This window comes from Xanthobacter sp. NM-59, assembly GCF_021401125.1.
Classification (GTDB): domain Bacteria; phylum Pseudomonadota; class Alphaproteobacteria; order Rhizobiales; family Xanthobacteraceae; genus Xanthobacter.
This window is the reverse complement of sequence record NZ_JACBFQ010000005.1, coordinates 267,350-283,611: the sequence shown is the minus strand read 5'-3', so window position 1 is coordinate 283,611 and position 16,262 is coordinate 267,350. Positions and strand designations below refer to the sequence as shown.

Annotated in this window: 13 protein-coding genes; 9 read left to right on the top strand and 4 right to left on the bottom strand. The window is 64.7% G+C overall.

Translation table 11 applies throughout. The annotated features are described in order from the left end of the window. The first annotated feature begins 185 nt into the window (after positions 1-185). Positions 186-1,331, top strand: a complete 1,146-nt coding sequence (locus L0966_RS12165; protein WP_370640731.1) for a PQQ-dependent sugar dehydrogenase — start codon at positions 186-188, stop codon at positions 1,329-1,331. Here L0966_RS12165 and L0966_RS12160 read toward each other — a convergent pair. Further along, positions 1,307-1,669, bottom strand: a complete 363-nt coding sequence (locus L0966_RS12160; RefSeq protein ID WP_234052187.1) for a DMT family protein — start codon at positions 1,667-1,669, stop codon at positions 1,307-1,309. The two genes, L0966_RS12165 and L0966_RS12160, sit on opposite strands and share 25 nt — an antisense overlap. 185 nt (positions 1,670-1,854) lie before the next feature. On the opposite strand from L0966_RS12160, the gene uvrB reads away from it, so the two are divergent. The 3 genes from uvrB to L0966_RS12145 all read left to right on the top strand — a co-directional run bounded on the left by uvrB (position 1,855) and on the right by L0966_RS12145 (position 6,745). Then, positions 1,855-4,590, top strand: coding sequence for an excinuclease ABC subunit UvrB (uvrB, locus tag L0966_RS12155; RefSeq protein ID WP_304945421.1), 2,736 nt, complete (start codon positions 1,855-1,857; stop codon positions 4,588-4,590). A 95-nt stretch (positions 4,591-4,685) separates the two neighbouring features. Further along, entirely contained in the window at positions 4,686-6,056 is a 1,371-nt protein-coding gene (locus tag L0966_RS12150) for an ATP-binding protein (protein ID WP_234052186.1), read from the top strand. A gap of 59 nt (positions 6,057-6,115) precedes the next feature. Further along, positions 6,116-6,745, top strand: a complete 630-nt coding sequence (locus L0966_RS12145; protein ID WP_234052183.1) for a trimeric intracellular cation channel family protein — start codon at positions 6,116-6,118, stop codon at positions 6,743-6,745. 15 nt (positions 6,746-6,760) lie between these two features. Here the strand turns inward: L0966_RS12145 and L0966_RS12140 are convergent, their stop codons facing one another. Further along, complete coding sequence (locus L0966_RS12140) at positions 6,761-7,174, bottom strand: DUF930 domain-containing protein (RefSeq protein ID WP_234052181.1); 414 nt, start codon at positions 7,172-7,174, stop codon at positions 6,761-6,763. A gap of 201 nt (positions 7,175-7,375) precedes the next feature. Between L0966_RS12140 and L0966_RS12135 the strand changes: the two genes are divergently transcribed. After that, positions 7,376-7,930: a DUF2478 domain-containing protein gene (locus L0966_RS12135; protein WP_234052180.1), complete on the top strand. Its 555-nt coding sequence runs from the start codon at positions 7,376-7,378 to the stop codon at positions 7,928-7,930. Between the two features lie 64 nt (positions 7,931-7,994). On the opposite strand, the gene L0966_RS12130 is transcribed toward L0966_RS12135, so the two are convergent. Further along, positions 7,995-9,467, bottom strand: a complete 1,473-nt coding sequence (locus tag L0966_RS12130) for an MFS transporter (RefSeq protein WP_234052179.1) — start codon at positions 9,465-9,467, stop codon at positions 7,995-7,997. A gap of 216 nt (positions 9,468-9,683) precedes the next feature. Between L0966_RS12130 and L0966_RS12125 the strand changes: the two genes are divergently transcribed. Beyond that, positions 9,684-10,430, top strand: a complete 747-nt coding sequence (locus L0966_RS12125; RefSeq protein ID WP_234052178.1) for a hypothetical protein — start codon at positions 9,684-9,686, stop codon at positions 10,428-10,430. Positions 10,431-10,675: 245 nt separating this feature from the next. Continuing rightward, positions 10,676-11,032 (top strand): cytochrome c family protein, encoded by a 357-nt coding sequence (locus tag L0966_RS12120; protein WP_234052176.1) that lies wholly within the window; start codon positions 10,676-10,678, stop codon positions 11,030-11,032. A gap of 26 nt (positions 11,033-11,058) precedes the next feature. Here the strand turns inward: L0966_RS12120 and L0966_RS12115 are convergent, their stop codons facing one another. Further along, entirely contained in the window at positions 11,059-11,505 is a 447-nt protein-coding gene (locus L0966_RS12115; protein WP_234052175.1) for a GtrA family protein, read from the bottom strand. Positions 11,506-11,794: 289 nt separating this feature from the next. Here L0966_RS12115 and carB point away from each other — a divergent pair, with 289 nt between their 5' ends. Together carB and greA are read left to right on the top strand one after the other, a co-directional pair. After that, positions 11,795-15,160, top strand: a complete 3,366-nt coding sequence (gene carB / locus L0966_RS12110) for a carbamoyl-phosphate synthase large subunit (RefSeq protein WP_234052174.1) — start codon at positions 11,795-11,797, stop codon at positions 15,158-15,160. A gap of 243 nt (positions 15,161-15,403) precedes the next feature. Continuing rightward, a complete protein-coding gene (gene greA, locus L0966_RS12105) occupies positions 15,404-15,877 on the top strand; it encodes a transcription elongation factor GreA (protein ID WP_234052173.1) in 474 nt (157 codons plus the stop codon). The last annotated feature ends 385 nt before the right edge of the window (positions 15,878-16,262 follow it).

The window sequence follows — 16,262 nt, the reverse complement described above, 5'->3', positions numbered from 1 at the left end:
CTTGGATCAGGATGCCGCCTGTCGCTCAGGGCGGAAGATTGCCGCTCTCCGCTTCGCTGAACACGGCCCGCTGCCGGGAGGAAGCCATGCTTCACCCTCTCACCGAAAATCTCAACCACATGTGTCAGACGGCGCGGACGGCCGTCCTGCGGCGTGGCGCGGCGCTGGTTCTGGTCGCGGCCACAATGATGGCGGCGGGCATCGGCTCCGCGTGGGCGTTGCCTGAAAAGCCGGTGCGATTCGGTGGCGAGCTGGTGCGGGTGGACCCGTTCGCTTCCGGCCTGGACCACCCCTGGGGCATGGCTTTCCTGCCGGACGGGCGCCTGCTGGTCACCGAGCGGCCGGGGCGGCTGCGGGTGGTGGAGCGCAATGGCAGCGTGGGCCAACCCATCACAGGGGTGCCGGAAGTGGCGGCCGTGGGGCAGGGCGGGTTGCTGGATGTGGCGCTCGACCCCGCTTTCTTCGACAATCGTCTCATCTATCTGAGCTTCGCCGAGCGCCGGCCCGACGGGCTGGCGACAGCGGTCGCACGTGCCAGGCTGAGCCCCAATGCCGATTCGCTATCCGACCTCACGGTCATCTTCCGCCAGCAGCCGGCATGGTCGGGGGGCAACCATTTCGGCTCGCGGCTGGCCTTCGCGCCCGATGGCACCCTGTTCATCACGCTGGGTGAGCGGTTCGACCTGAGAGACAAGGCGCAGGATCTTTCCACCACCCTGGGCAAGGTCGTGCGCATCAATCCGGACGGCTCCATCCCCAAGGACAACCCGTTCGCGCGGATGACCGGTGCGAAGCCGGAAATCTATTCCTATGGCCATCGCAATGTGCAGGGCGCCGCCATTGAGCCGTCCACCGGGCGCCTCTGGACCGTGGAGCACGGCGCGCGCGGGGGCGACGAGGTGAACCGCCCGCAGCCGGGCCTCAATTATGGCTGGCCCGTCATCAGCTATGGGCGCGATTATTCCGGCGCGAAGATCGGCGAGGGCACGTCCAAGATCGGCATGGAGCAGCCGCTTTTCTATTGGGATCCCTCCATCGCCCCGTCCGGTGCCGCTTTCTATGACGGAACGCTGCTGCCGGCGTTCAAGGGACACCTGTTCGTGGGTGCGCTGGCCGGTGCGGCGCTGGTGGAAGTGAAGGTGCGCGACGGCGTGGTGATGGGCGAGGAGCGGCTGCCCATGGGGGCGCGCATCCGTGACGTGCGCATGGGCCCCGACGGTGCGCTCTGGCTCGCCACCGATTCGTCCGAAGGCCAGATTCTGCGCGTGGTTCCCGCCACGACGCCACGGCCCGGTTCGGTGGATGATCAGAATTCGTGGAAGATAAAATAGGCGCCCGCCGCGATGAAGGCGAAGCCCACCAGGTGATTCCAGCCCAGCGGCTCCTTCAGGTAAAACACCGAGAAGCCGGCGAACACCAAGAGGGTGATGACCTCCTGCATGGTCTTGAGCTGGGCGGTGGAATAGGCCTGCGAGCCGAGCCGGTTGGCGGGGACCGCCAGGCAATATTCAAAGAAGGCGATGCTCCAGCTGGCAAGGATGGCGAGCACCAGCGGCGACGACTTGTATTTGAGATGCCCATACCAGGCGAACGTCATGAAGACGTTGGAGGCCAGTAGCAGGACAAGCGGGGCGATCTGCGGAGGCAGGAGAGAGGTTAGCGCGGGCATGGGTTTCGGCTGAAGGGGCTGAGCGGCGGATGGGCTCCAGCAGGCTTCACTAGAGCATTCGCAGGTACGGTTGAAACGCGCAAATGCGTGAGGTGGCGACGACGCCATGCGTTTTTCGCGGAGGGCGGCGGCCGCACCTGGCGAAGGGGCTTTTCCGGCGGCGGCGCCACGCCCATATTGGCGCCATGGCCAAAGCATCCCGCCCCGGAAAGCTCGGGGAGCGCTCCCAGCGCGCCTTCGAGCCGGCGCCCCAGCAGGCGCTCGACCCTGACCTCGCTCGCTCCCTCGGGCTGGATCCGGGTGATCTCACCCTCGCTCCGGAATCCTCCGGCGCCTCCGCCACGGTCCAGGCGCTCAGCCGGCTGATCGAGGGCGGGCGGCCGGAGGTGGAGGGGCAGACCTGGGTGCCCCACCGCCCGCCGCGCCCGGAGAAATCGGAAGGCGGTGTCGCCTTCACCATGAAGAGTGAGTTCAAGCCCTCCGGCGACCAGCCCCAGGCCATCGCGGAATTGTGCGCCCAGGCGCAGCAGGGCGAGCGGGATCAGGTGCTGCTGGGCGTCACCGGTTCGGGCAAGACCTTCACCATGGCCAAGGTGATCGAACAGCTTCAGCGGCCCGCCATTGTGCTCGCGCCCAACAAGACGCTGGCGGCCCAGCTCTATGGCGAGTTCAAGAGCTTCTTCCCCGACAATGCGGTGGAATATTTCGTTTCCTATTACGATTATTACCAGCCGGAAGCCTATGTGCCGCGCACGGATACGTATATCGAGAAGGAGTCCTCCATCAATGAGCAGATCGACCGCATGCGCCATGCGGCGACGCGCGCGCTACTGGAGCGTGACGATGTGATCATCGTGGCGTCCGTGTCGTGCATTTACGGTATCGGCTCGGTGGAAACCTATTCGGCCATGACCTTCGACCTGAAGGTGGGCGAGCGCATCGACCAGCGCGCCCTTTTGGCTGATCTCGTGGCCCTGCAATACAAGCGCATCCAGGCCGACTTCGCGCGCGGCACCTTCCGGGTGCGCGGCGATGTGGTGGAAATATTTCCGGCGCACTATGAGGACCGCGCCTGGCGCGTCTCTCTGTTTGGCGACGAGATCGAGAGCATCCAGGAATTCGACCCGCTCACGGGGCAGAAGAGCGGCGATATGAAGAGCGTGCGCGTCTACGCCGCCTCCCATTATGTGACGCCGCGCCCCACCCTCATCCAGGCCATCACCGGCATCAAGGCCGAGCTGAAGATGCGCCTCGAGGAGCTCTACAAGATGGGCCGCCTGCTGGAGGCCCAGCGCCTGGAGCAGCGCACGCGCTACGACCTCGAAATGATGGAGGCCACCGGCTCCTGCGCCGGCATCGAGAATTATTCGCGCTGGCTCACCGGCCGCAAGCCCGGCGAGCCGCCGCCGACACTGTTTGAATACGTGCCGGACAACGCCATGGTTTTCATCGACGAGAGCCATGTGACGGTGCCGCAGATCGGCGCCATGTATCGCGGCGACTTCCGGCGCAAGGCGACGCTGGCGGAATATGGCTTCCGCCTGCCGAGCTGCATGGACAACCGGCCCTTGCGCTTCGAGGAATGGGAAGCCATGCGGCCCCAGACCGTCCATGTCTCCGCCACCCCCGGCCCCTGGGAGATGGACCAGACCGGCGGCGTGTTCGTGGAGCAGGTCATCCGCCCCACCGGCCTGGTCGACCCGCCGGTGGAGGTGCGTCCCGCCCGCAGCCAGGTGGATGACCTTCTGGGCGAGATCCGCGCGGCGAGCGCCAAGGGCTATCGCACCCTCGTCACCGTGCTCACCAAGCGCATGGCCGAGGATCTCACCGAATATCTGCACGAAAATGGGATCCGCGTGCGCTACATGCACTCGGACATCGACACCATCGAGCGCATCGAGATCATCCGTGACCTGCGGCTGGGGGCGTTTGACGCGCTCATCGGCATCAACCTGCTGCGCGAGGGCCTCGATATTCCCGAATGCGGGTTGGTGGCCATCCTCGACGCGGACAAGGAAGGCTTCCTGCGGTCCGAGACCTCGCTGGTGCAGACCATCGGCCGCGCGGCGCGAAACGTGGATGGCCGGGTGATCCTCTATGCGGACAACATCACCGGTTCCATGTCCCGCGCCATGGCCGAAACCACGCGCCGCCGCGAGAAGCAGATCGCCTATAATGTGGAGCACGGCATCACACCCGAGAGCGTGAAGAAGGCCATCGGCGACATTCTCAACTCCGTCTATGAGCGCGACCACGTGCAGGTGGACACGGGGCTGATGGAGGAGGGGGCCGCCTTCGGCCACAACCTCAAGGCGGTCATCGCCGACCTGGAAAAGAAGATGCGCGCCGCCGCCGCCGATCTCGATTTCGAGACGGCCGCCCGCATGCGCGACGAAATCCGCCGCCTGGAGGCCACCGAGCTGGCGGTGGCGGACGACCCCCTCGCCAGCCAAGGCGCGGTGGAGGACAAGACCGGCGGCTTCAAGGGCGCGCGCAAATATGGCCGCGCCGCCAATCTGCCGCCGGAGGGGGGAAGGGCCGGCGCGGCCAAAAGCCCTTCATCCAAAAGCTCTTCATCCAAGGGTGTCGGGTCGAAGGCTTCAGCCTCGCGAGGCCGTGCCGCCAAGCCCGCCGCTCCGGAAGCGCCGTTGCCGCCGGGGCGGGACGAACCCGCCAAGGCGCCGGCCGCGCCGCGCCAGTCCCGGGCGAAGACCGATCTTGAAGCCGCGCTGGAAGGACTTGCCGAAAAGCAGGCCCCCTATAAGGCGCCTCCCGCCTCCCGCGCCCACAAGCCGTCGCTGGACGACATGGGGCCGGGCAGCGATCGCGCCGTGCCCCTCGCCGAGGACAGCTTCCGCCCCGGCCCCCGTCCGGACCCGGGCACGAAGGGCTATCGCAAGGGCGGCCGGCGGAAGGGTTGAGGTATTAAAATACAATTAAAAATTTTTATTTTGTCGCAGAATTATGCTCTCATGGGTTGTGCTGGAGTGATTCGCTGAAATCGCCATGGGGGAGCATGATGTTTTTAGTTGAAAATGTATCCTGCGATGATGTCTTAATTTTGCTTTCACGCCAAGAGTCTCAGTTTTTTGATTTTAAGAGAAAAGACAATTTTGATAAAATGTCAAAAACAATCTCTGCTTTTGCGAATGCAGATGGTGGGGAGCTGCTGATCGGAATTGGAGATCCTAGCGATTTGGGAGAGCGTTGGCTAGGGTATGATACTATAGAGGATGCTAATGGGCATGTTACGCAATTATTCGCGTTGTTTGAGAATGGTGCAGAGTACATAAATGTAGACTTCGTATCGGCTCAAGGTCGTAGCGGCTACGTTATGAGGGCTGTCGTCCAAAAAACTCCTTACATTGTACGGGCGGCCGATAATAAGACGTATCGGCGCCAAAATGCTCAAGATCGCCAGGTGTCCGGGAGTGATTTGCATCAGCTTGAATTAGATAAGGGTGTAAGGAGTTATGAGGATCAGGTAACTGATGTTAATATAGATGAGTTATATGATTCAGAAATTTATGATTATTTTAAGGAGGCGATAGTACCTCATAGCGGAATTGACGCTTTTTTTAAGCGCGAGCGCATTGTTTCAGAGCGCAGGGTGCGGGTAGCTGGGGTGTTGTTGTTTTATGATTTTCCGCAGTCAATTTTGGCGCAAAGTGCGATAAAGGTTTATCGGTATAAGAGTATTTCTGAAGAGGGGACGCGTAATGAATTGGCGTTCGACCCTATAACGATTGAGGGGCCGATTTATAATTTAATAAGAGATTCTGTTTCTAAGACGAAAGAAATAATAGAGCAGATCCCGATATTAAAAGAGGGTGGCTTTAGGGCGATAAAATATCCTGAAGAGGCGATACATGAGGTCGTATGTAACGCGGTTATTCATAGGGATTATAGTATAAATGACTATGTTCACGTAAGAATATTCGATAATCGTGTTGAAGTAGAGAGCCCGGGCAAGTTGGCTGGGCCTGTGACTGTAAGCAATATATTGAATCAAAGGTTTGCAAGAAATAAGAAGATAGTTCGATTGATAAATAAGTTTCCGTCTCCTCCGAATAAAGACGTTGGAGAAGGGTTAAATACTGCTGCGAGGGCTATGCAGGATCTTAACCTGGGGGGGCCGGAGATTAGGGAGACTGATGCCTCAGTTATTGTTGTTTTAAAACATGAGCCTCTGGCTTCAAGGGAGGAGCTGATTTTGAATTATATTACTGAAAATGGAAGTATAAATAATTCGATAGCTCGCCGGGTTTGCTCGGTTCAGTCGGACAGTGTGATTAGAAAAATTTTCAAAAAGATGATGGAGTCGGATCTTATAGAAAAGGTGCCTGGGACAGCGGCTCGGGGCACGAGGTATAGATCTAAAAATTAGAACATTCCGCTATTTGTGGCCTAACTGCGTGTTGGGTTATGAATTTGGTGTGGCGAGGCATGGAAACGACGCTCTTCTTTAAGGCGATCTATATCGTCGCCATCGTCGCGGAAGCCATGACGGCGGCGCTGGCGGCCGGGCGGCGGGAGATGGACTGGGTGGGCGTGTGTCTGCTGGGTTCAGTCACGGCGCTGGGCGGGGGCTCGGTGCGCGATGTGCTGCTGGGGCGCCATCCCTTGACCTGGATCGAGCATCCCTCCTACCTGCTCATCACGTGCGCGGCGGCGCTCGGCACCATCGGCATCGCGCGCTACATGCACCATTTGCGGCACCTGTTCCTGTTTCTCGATGCGGTGGGTCTTGTCGTGTTCACCATCATCGGCTGCAACATCGCCATGGGGCTCGGCATGCCAGTGGTGGTGGTCATCGCCTCGGGCATGATCACCGGTTGCGTCGGCGGTGTGCTGCGCGACGTTTTGTGCGCGGATGTGCCTCTGCTGTTCCGCGCCGAGCTCTACGGCACCGTTTCCATCGTCACCGGAGGGCTTTACGTGGCCGGGGCGCAGCTCGGGGTGTCCCATGATCTGCTGATGATCGGGGCCATGCTGGTAGGGCTGGGCCTGCGCCTTTTGGCCCTGCACTATGGCTGGCGCATGCCCAGGTTCGTCTACACGAACGATCTGCACTGACCATGCGCGGGCGGCTCAGGGCACCAGGTAATGGGCGGACCAGTCCGCCCGCGGCACCTCGTGGCCGAGCACGTAGCTGAATTCCTTGATATCCATTCCGTCGGCGGAGGTGCGGCAGCGGTAGGAGAGACGGTACCAGTGACCAGAGCTGCGCACGGCGGCGCCGGGGGCCACGATGTTGTCCGCGCCCACCTTGGTGTCTGCGAAGGCGTAGGCGACCAGCTCGTCCGGGCGCATGTCGTGATGCTCGCGGCTGATCACCCCCATGGCGCGCGCATTGCAGCGCTGCTCGACGCGGGCGGCGGGGGCAAGATGCAGGATCATCTGATCGCGCTTGGGCGTGGACGCCGAGGCGGGGCCCATGCCGGCAAGGCCCGTAGACAGGATGAGGGCGGTCGCCGCCGCGACATGACGATGGCTGGTCTTCAAGGGATGTCGTCCTCGCTGGGGAGCCGCTCAGGCGGGCCGACTTAAGTCGAATCTGTGGCGAGGATGAGGACAGGCGCGGTTCCGTCGAGCGCCTCGGTGAGTGAAGGCGTCTGGCGCCTGCGGGCCGCACTCTGCTATGGTTCGATATATACAAACACGATACAGCGCCATGGGCGGCCTGCGCCCGTGCGGAAGATGGCCATGGTGGACGTTTCAAGCCGGCCCACGATCCTTGCCGTTCAAGGCGCCGATCGGGAGGTGATCCAGTCGCTGCTCGCCGAGGCCGCACGCCGGCTGCGGGCGGGTGGCGTGCATGTGCTCGGCGTGGTCGAGGACATGGTACCCGGCATCGCCCATCACGAGGTGATGCTGCTTGATCTCGCCTCCGGCGCCACCCACCGCCTGCACCAGGATCTCGGCCCCGGTTCATCCGGCTGCGCGCTGGATCCAGAGGGGCTGGCGGCCGCCTGCGCCGGGGTGGAAAACGCTATTGCCGCGCGCCTCGCCCAAGGTGGCGCGGGGGCGGATACCGTGGTGATCCTCTCCAAGTTCGGCCGCCAGGAAGCGGAGGGGCGCGGCCTCACCTCCGCCTTCCACGCGGCGGTGGCGGCGGAGTTCTCGGTTCTCACTTCGGTTTCCCCCTCCGTGGCGGGCGAGTGGGTCAATTTCGCTGGTGACATGGCCCGCGTGGTGTCCGCGGAACTCGATGAGGTGGAAGCCTGGTGGCACGCAGTGCCCGCGGTGGCGCCCCTTTAGCGCGCTGGGGCCTCCCTGGGGGCGCGTTTACCGCGCCCCCCGTCCCGTGTCGTCCGGTTGGGCCTCAGGCGCCGATGTCGTCCAGGCTGCGGCCCTTGGTTTCGATGCGGAACGCATAGGTCACCACCGCGCCCAGCACGGATGTGCCCACCAGGATATAGAGCAGGGTCGCCGTTCCGATTTCCGCCAGCAGGATGGGAAAGAGGAAGGCGGTGGTCACCGCCCCGATCTTCGCGAAGGCCGCAGCGAAGCCGGCACCCATGCCGCGAATGTGAGTGGGGAAGACCTCTCCGGCCAGCAGGTAGGTCTGCGCGTTGGGGCCGAGATTGGTCATGAAGTTGAACAGCATGAAGCCCGCGAAGATGAGGGTGATGCGCGGCCCGTCGGCATAATAGGTGGACAGGGCGGCGATCAGCAGGCCCGCCGCGCAGCCCAGGAACCCCACGATCTGCAGCGGAATGCGCCCCACCCGGTCGGCCAGGACCACCGCCGCGCCGATGCCCACCAGTAGCAGCAGGTCGATGGCGGCGGCCCCTTCCGCCGCCAGCTCGTCATGGAGGATGAGCGCGCTCAGGTGCTGGTCATGGCTGGCGGCCATGCCCAGCGATGCCGCCAGGATGGTGGGGGTGAAGATGCCGATGCCGTAGGTGCCCAGATCCTGCAGGAACCAGGGCACGGAAGCCAGGATGGTGGCGCGGCGGTTGCGCGCGTTGAACAGGGCGGAGGGGTGGCGCTCATCCTTCGAGTGGGCCTTGTGCTTCGAGGCGAGCTTGATGTGCTTGGGATATTGGGGCTTGCGCTTGAGCAGCTTGTGCGCCTCGCGCTCGGCTTCGGTATGGCGGCCGTGCACCATCAGCCAGGACGCGCTTTCGGTGACGTAGAAGCGCCCGATGACCACCGCCAGCGCCGGCAGGATGGCCACCGCGTACATGAGCCGCCAGCCGGTCACGTCGGAGAGATTGGAGAGCACCAGATAGCCCACCAGCGTGCCCAGGAGCGCGCCCACCGCCTGGAAGCCGAAGGCGCCCAGCACTAGCCGCCCGCGCGCGCTGGTGGGGATGCTCTCCGAGATCACCATGTGGGCGGTGGGATAGTCGCAGCCGAGCGCCACGCCCATGCCGAACAGAAAGGCCACCGTCCAGCCCAAGCTGGGGCTGACCGAGAGCAGGGCGAGGAAGATGATGAAGATCACCATCTCCACGATGAACATGACCTTGCGCCCGAACTGATCGGCCAGCCCGCCCAGGAGCAGCGCGCCCACCAGGATGCCTGCGAGGCTCGCCGCGCCCACCAGTCCGTGCTGGAAGGCATCCATGCCGAATTCCTTCGACATCAGCGGCATGGCCACGCCGGTCATGAACACGACGAGGCCCTCGAAGAACTTGCCCGCCGCGGCCAGCCACCAGATGCGCCATTGCATCGAGGTCATGGGCACGGCGGCGACAGGCGTGCCATCGGGCCATGCCGGCGCCTCGTCGATATAGTCTTGAACCGAGCGGGCGGCCGTGGCCGCCGTGTTCCCACTCATGTCGTTCATGGTGGCCCCCCTTCGTCAACCATGAGGGAAACCTCTTTACCGTGAAGCCGTTGTGACGTTCGAGGCCTCTGGCGGGTGGCTCCGCGACCCGCTATGGGTGGAAAAAGGCGCAGGTGCATCCGGGAACGGCGGTGGGGGCCGCTGCAGCCGGCTCGCCGCGACCGCCCGGTCCGCCGCCTGCGGGCCGCTCTGTCCTCCGGTTGCACGAGGCTGCCCATGACCATGAAATCGCGCATCAATCCCGCATCGACGACCGTGTCGCGCCCCACGGCCGGCCTGTCCGCCGCGGCCCTCCTGGTGCTGTCCGCGACCGTGCTTTCCGCCTGCCAGGGTTCGCCCGACAGCTGGGGCACCGGCGTCGTGAAGCAGACCGACGGCTTCGGGGATTATTCCGAGACCGTGGTTTCCATCCCCAAGCCGACGGCGGGCCCGCGCCAGTTCCAGTGCACCGGCCCCTTCGCCCCCAACACCACGGCGCTCAACCTCGCCGCCGACTTCGGCCAAGCCAATGTCGTCACCGGCACCGTGACGTCGCCGGATGGCAATTCGTCGCCGGGCGTGGTGGTGCTGCCCAACGATCCCGGCCTGGCCATGGAGATTTCTTTCAAGGACCCGGCCAATCTGGCCTCGCCTCGGCGGATCTCCTTCACTGAGGAAAGCGCCTGGAGCGTGAACGGCATCCGCATCGGCTCCACCATCGCCGATCTGGAGAAGGCCAATGGCGGTCCGTTCCGGGTGCAGGGGTTCGGCGGACAGGCCGGTGGCGTGGTGGCCGACTGGCAGGGCGGGCGCCTCTCCAATATCGGTGGCGGATGCCGGCCCGGCGTCCAGCTCGCGCTGCCGGCGACCGTGAGCACGGCGGTGCAGGGCAAGCTTTCCGGACCGAGGCGCATTTCGTCCGGTGACGCGACCTTGCGGGCGGCGAATCCGACCGTGGGCGTGTTCTGGATCAACTACCGGTGAGGCGGGTGCCGCTGCTCCCCCCGCGTTCGCGGCGCCTTCCCCTCCGGCAGCGTCAAGATGCCTGAGGGGAAGGGTGGCCTGCGGGCGCCCGTAATCTGGACACTTTCCAGGCCGCTGACTACCGTTCTTCCCCGGCTGGGCGGCTGATGGGGGGCCTGTTGGACGTTCGGACCGATGGACCGTGACCCGGACCGCACGGGCCTGCCGAAGAGGGCGGTGGTGCGGCCGTTTCCCTGGAGATCCGAATGTCGAGGCTTCTGATCGGCGCTGCCGCCGTGGCGCTGGTGTTCACGACGTCTGCCCAGGCGGCCGATGCGCCGCGCGCCTTCAACGCGTGCAAGGCCTGCCACCGGGTGGAGCCGGGCAAGAACCTGGTCGGCCCCACCCTGTTCGGCGTGGTGGGGCGCAAGGCGGGCACTGAGCCGGGCTTCAAGTACAGCCCCGCGATGGAGGCGGCCGGCTGGACCTGGGACCCGGAGAACCTCAGCGCATACATCGCCGATCCCAAGAAGACGCTGCCGGGCAACAGGATGGCGTTCATCGGCCTCAAGAATCCGGAGGATGTGAAGGCCGTCGTCGCGTATCTTGAAACCCTGAAGTGAGCCTTCGCCGGTGCGGCGCGCGGGGCTCAGGCCCCATGAGCGCCGCGCCGTGCCCCGGCGCGATGGGCGAAGGCCCAGACGCGGTAGCCGGCAAAGGTCCACACCATGGTGATGCCCGTGGTGATGACCTGGGCCAGCAGGTAGAATACCCCCAGCCGGTGAACCAGCAGATCCATCAGCAGCCCGTTGAGGGCGAATGAGATGAGCGCCACCACCATGAAGCGTGGAACGGCGCCCGCGTGGGTGCGGGTCGATTCGAAGGTGAAGGCGCGATTCAGCAGGTAGGAGACGATGGCCCCCACCACCGCGCCGAGGGAGGAGGCCACCACCGGGCCGGCAATATCGCGCTCCACCACCAGTGCCAAGGTGGCGAAATGAGCGCCCGTGGCGAGGACGCCAACCCAGGCGAATGATGCGATCTGCAGGATCAGCGGCCGGTAGCGCCGGGCGAGGGCCGCGAGATTTGCGTGCAAGACGTGATGCTCCCGCAGGGCAGGAATGGGAAAGACGTCTTCCGTCGCCGGAAATTATGGTCTAAGGAAGCCCATCAGTGAGCCGGCACGCACGATTTTTCGCGCGTCACGCCGGCTTGAACCGCATCCGCCGCGCTCGTGCGCCTCGTCCTCGAGCGGTGGACTGTTCCTATAGGGGGCGCGCGACCCGCGGCCCTTTTTTTGCGCCTGAAGCATTTCTCTCCGGCCGTTCCACGGCGCGGGAGAGGTGCATGCCAGGGGCCAAGGTGAGCCAGAGCGCCAGAGAGACATGCCGAAACGCACAGATCTCGAAACCATCCTCATCATCGGCGCCGGCCCGATCGTCATCGGCCAGGCGTGCGAGTTCGATTATTCCGGCACCCAGGCGGTGAAGGCGCTGAAGGAGGAGGGGTACCGGGTCGTCCTGGTCAACTCCAATCCCGCGACCATCATGACCGATCCGGACATGGCGGACGCCACCTATATCGAGCCCATCACCGCCGAGATCGTCGCCAAGATCATCGAGAAGGAGCGCGGTGACCGCTCCAAGGGCTTTGCCCTGCTGCCGACCATGGGCGGGCAGACCGCGCTGAACTGCGCGCTGTCGCTCAAGAAAATGGGCACGCTGGACAAGTTCGACGTCGAGATGATCGGCGCCACGGCCGAGGCCATCGACAAGGCCGAGGATCGCGAGCTGTTCCGCGAGGCCATGACCAAGATCGGCCTTTCCACCCCCCGCTCGCGCCAGATCAAGACCCTGGCCCAGGCGTTGGACGCGCTGGAGGAGGTGGGGCTGCCCGCCATCATCCGCCCGTCCTTCACCATGGGTGGCACCGGCGGCGGCATCGCCTATAACAAGGCCGAGTTCATCGAGATCATCGAGCGCGGCATCGACGCTTCCCCCACCAATGAGGTGCTGGTGGAAGAGAGCGTGCTCGGCTGGAAGGAATATGAGATGGAGGTTGTCCGCGACAAGGCGGACAACTGCATCATCATCTGCTCCATCGAGAACATCGACCCCATGGGCGTGCACACCGGTGATTCGATCACCGTGGCGCCGGCCCTGACGCTGACGGACAAGGAATACCAGATCATGCGCGACGCCTCGCTGGCGGTGCTGCGCGAGATCGGTGTGGAAACCGGCGGCTCCAACGTCCAGTTCGCGGTCAATCCCGCGGATGGGCGCCTCATCGTCATCGAGATGAACCCGCGCGTGTCGCGCTCCTCGGCGCTGGCGTCGAAGGCCACCGGCTTTCCCATCGCCAAGGTCGCGGCGCGCCTCGCCGTGGGTTACACCCTCGACGAGATCGAGAACGACATCACCGGCGGCGCGACCCCGGCTTCCTTCGAGCCCACCATCGATTATGTGGTGACCAAGGTTCCGCGCTTCGCCTTCGAGAAGTTCCCCGGCGCCGAGCCGACCCTGACCACCGCCATGAAGTCGGTGGGCGAGGCCATGGCCATCGGCCGCACCTTCGCCGAATCGCTGCAGAAGGCGCTGCGCTCGCTGGAAACGGGCCTCACCGGCCTCGACGACATCGAGATCGAGGGCCTCGGCCAGGGCGACGACAAGAACGCCATCCGCGCCGCCTTGGGCACGCCCACTCCGGATCGCCTGCTCTATGTGGCTCAGGCCATGCGCCTCGGCGTGTCCGACGAGCAGATCCACGCCGCGTGCAAGATCGACCCCTGGTTCCTGGGCGAGATCCGCTCCATCGTGGAAGCGGAGGAGAAGATCCGCCGCCTGGGCCTGCCCGCCACTCCCGGCGCGTTCCGCAAGCTGAAGGGCATGGGCTTCTCGGATGCGCGGCTCGCCACCCTCACCCGCCGCACCGAGGCGGACGTGCGCGCCCAGCGCCGCGCCCTCGACGTGCATCCGGTCTATAAGCGCATCGACACCTGCGCCGCCGAGTTCGCCTCGCCCACCGCTTATATGTATTCGACCTACGAGACCCCGTTCGCGGGCCAGCTCGCGGACGAATCGCGGCCGTCCGACCGCGAGAAGGTGGTCATCCTGGGCGGCGGGCCGAACCGTATCGGCCAGGGCATCGAGTTCGACTATTGCTGCTGCCACGCGGCCTTCGCCCTTGAGGACGTCGGCTACGAGACCATCATGGTCAACTGCAATCCGGAGACCGTCTCCACCGACTACGACACCTCCGACCGGCTTTATTTCGAGCCGCTCACCGCGGAGGACGTGCTCGAGCTGATCGAGCGCGAGCGGACCAATGGCAAGCTGAAGGGCGTGATCGTCCAGTTCGGCGGCCAGACCCCGCTGAAGCTCGCCAAGGCGCTGGCGGACGCGAACGTGCCGATCCTCGGCACCTCGCCCGACGCTATCGACCTCGCGGAGGACCGCGACCGCTTCAAGCACCTGCTGGAGCGGCTGAACATCCGGCAGCCCGCCAACGGCATCGCCTATTCGGTGGAACAGGCGCGGCTGGTGGCGTCCGACCTCGGCTATCCCATGGTGGTGCGCCCCTCCTACGTGCTCGGCGGCCGGGCCATGCAGATCATCCGCGAGGAGAGCCAGCTCGGCGACTACCTGCTGGAAACCCTGCCGGGCCTGGTGCCCCAGGAGATCAAGGCCCGCTATCCCAACGACAAGACCGGCCAGATCAACACGGTTCTCGGCAAGAACCCGCTGCTGTTCGACCGCTATCTGTCGGACGCCATCGAGGTGGATGTGGACGCCCTGTGCGACGGCACGGATGTGTTCGTGTCCGGCATCATGGAGCACATCGAGGAGGCGGGCATCCATTCGGGTGACAGCGCCTGCTCGCTGCCGCCTTACTCCCTGAGCCCCGAGATCCTGGCGGAGCTGGAGAAGCAGACCGCCGCCATGGCCCTGGCGCTGGGCGTCGGCGGCCTCATGAACGTGCAGTACGCCATCAAGGACAAGGATGTGTATGTCCTCGAGGTGAACCCGCGCGCCTCCCGCACGGTGCCGTTCGTGGCCAAGGTGATCGGCCTGCCCATCGCCAAGATCGCGGCGCGGGTGATGGCGGGGGAGAAACTCGCCTCGTTCGGGCTGACCAAGCCGAAGTTCGACCACATCGCCATCAAGGAGGCGGTGTTCCCCTTCGCCCGCTTCCCGGGCGTGGACACCGTGCTCGGCCCGGAGATGCGCTCCACCGGCGAGGTGATGGGGCTGGACACCGATTTCGGCGTGGCCTTCGCCAAGAGCCAGCTCGGCGGCGGCACCAAGGTGCCGCAGTCGGGCACCGTGTTCATCTCCCTGCGCGAGCAGGACAAGGCGCGCATCCTGCCTTCGGTGCAGATGCTCCAGAGCCTGGGCTTCAAGGTGATCGCCACCTCCGGCACCCAGCGCTTCCTGGAAGAACACGGCGTCGCCGCCACCAAGATCAACAAGGTGCTTGAAGGTCGCCCGCATATCGTGGACGCCATCAAGAACGGCGAGGTGCAATTGGTGTTCAACACCACCGAGGGGGCGCAGGCTCTTGCGGACAGCCGCTCGCTCCGGCGCGCGGCCCTCTTGCAGAAAGTGCCGTATTACACCACGCTGTCGGGTGCCGTCGCGGCGGCGGAGGGGATAAAGGCCTATGTGGGGGGCGACCTGAAGGTGCGCCCGCTCCAGGACTATTTCCACGCCGATCATAATCCGCTCGTGCGGGGCAAGTCCTCCGTCGCCTGACGGATGGACGGGGAGAGTTGAGCAGCGCGGGCGTTTCGGCGTCCGCGCATTCTTGTCGTTAGGTCTCCTGTGTCTGGCAGGCCGGTCGCTTCGCGCCGGCCAGGGCGACCGGCCGATTGGGCCGGTGGGGGCCACGGTCCGTGCCGCAGGGTTCCGCGTTGCGCGGGCACGGAGGATTTCAGGGCGGCAGGCCGCCGGGCGGCGTGTCGCGCGCATCAGTTTCGGGAGGTCTTGAAAGGACCCATGGAGAAGATTCCCATGACCGTCGGCGGCTATGCCGCCCTCGCGGAGGAGTTGAAGAAGCGTCAGCAGGTGGAGCGCCCGCGGATCATCACCGCCATCGCCGAGGCGCGCGCTCACGGTGACCTGTCTGAAAACGCCGAATATCACGCCGCCAAGGAACTGCAGTCGCTCAATGAAGGCCGCATCGCCGAGCTCGAGGACAAGCTGTCCCGGGCCGAGGTCATCGATGTGTCCAAGCTCTCCGGTGACGTGGTGAAGTTTGGCGCCACCGTGACCCTGGTGGACGAGGACACGGAGGAAGAAAGGGTGTGGCAGATCGTCGGCGACAGCGAAGCTGACGCCAAGGCGGGCCGTATCTCCATCTCCTCGCCCATGGCGCGCGCGCTCATTGGCAAGAAGAAGGGCTCTTCCGTGGAAGTGGTGACGCCGAAGGGCGCTCGCTCCTTCGAGATCGTCGAGGTGCGCTGGTCCTGACCGCGCCGAGCCTCGCGCCGAGCGGGGCGATGACTGCCGGGACCTAATCCGGTTTCCGATCGGTACCATGGCGGCGCCGCCGTGCCTTGCCTCGATGGCCTCCATCGGGGGCGGAGGCGAGGGCGGCGCCGCCCGCACATCTCCTCTGAATACGCGGGTCATGCTCCGCTTCCTGGCGGCCAAGGGCCGCACGGTCTGCGCGGCGTTTGTGCTGCGGCGGCCGTGGTTCCATCGCGGCCGCCGCGCCGCCCGGGCGCCGAGGGATCGCAAGCGGACGCGCACCTAGGGGCGGGGGGCTTGCCATGTCCGGTACTTCCGCTGCGGCTGAAGCCGGTCCTTGCTTGGCTGTCGCAGGGAAATCCTCCTGCCCATTGCGCGGGCCCGT

What these genes read in the sequence shown, in the direction of transcription:
- greA (WP_234052173.1), top strand. Translation starts at nt 15,404, where the DNA reads ATGGAGAAGATTCCCATGACCGTCGGCGGCTATGCCGCCCTCGCGGAG.
- L0966_RS12150 (WP_234052186.1), top strand. Translation starts at nt 4,686, where the DNA reads ATGATGTTTTTAGTTGAAAATGTATCCTGCGATGATGTCTTAATTTTG.
- L0966_RS12165 (WP_370640731.1), top strand. Translation starts at nt 186, where the DNA reads ATGATGGCGGCGGGCATCGGCTCCGCGTGGGCGTTGCCTGAAAAGCCG.
- uvrB (WP_304945421.1), top strand. Translation starts at nt 1,855, where the DNA reads ATGGCCAAAGCATCCCGCCCCGGAAAGCTCGGGGAGCGCTCCCAGCGC.
- L0966_RS12120 (WP_234052176.1), top strand. Translation starts at nt 10,676, where the DNA reads ATGTCGAGGCTTCTGATCGGCGCTGCCGCCGTGGCGCTGGTGTTCACG.
- L0966_RS12125 (WP_234052178.1), top strand. Translation starts at nt 9,684, where the DNA reads ATGACCATGAAATCGCGCATCAATCCCGCATCGACGACCGTGTCGCGC.
- L0966_RS12145 (WP_234052183.1), top strand. Translation starts at nt 6,116, where the DNA reads ATGGAAACGACGCTCTTCTTTAAGGCGATCTATATCGTCGCCATCGTC.
- L0966_RS12130 (WP_234052179.1), bottom strand. Translation starts at nt 9,467, where the DNA reads ATGAACGACATGAGTGGGAACACGGCGGCCACGGCCGCCCGCTCGGTT.
- L0966_RS12135 (WP_234052180.1), top strand. Translation starts at nt 7,376, where the DNA reads ATGGTGGACGTTTCAAGCCGGCCCACGATCCTTGCCGTTCAAGGCGCC.
- L0966_RS12160 (WP_234052187.1), bottom strand. Translation starts at nt 1,669, where the DNA reads ATGCCCGCGCTAACCTCTCTCCTGCCTCCGCAGATCGCCCCGCTTGTC.
- carB (WP_234052174.1), top strand. Translation starts at nt 11,795, where the DNA reads ATGCCGAAACGCACAGATCTCGAAACCATCCTCATCATCGGCGCCGGC.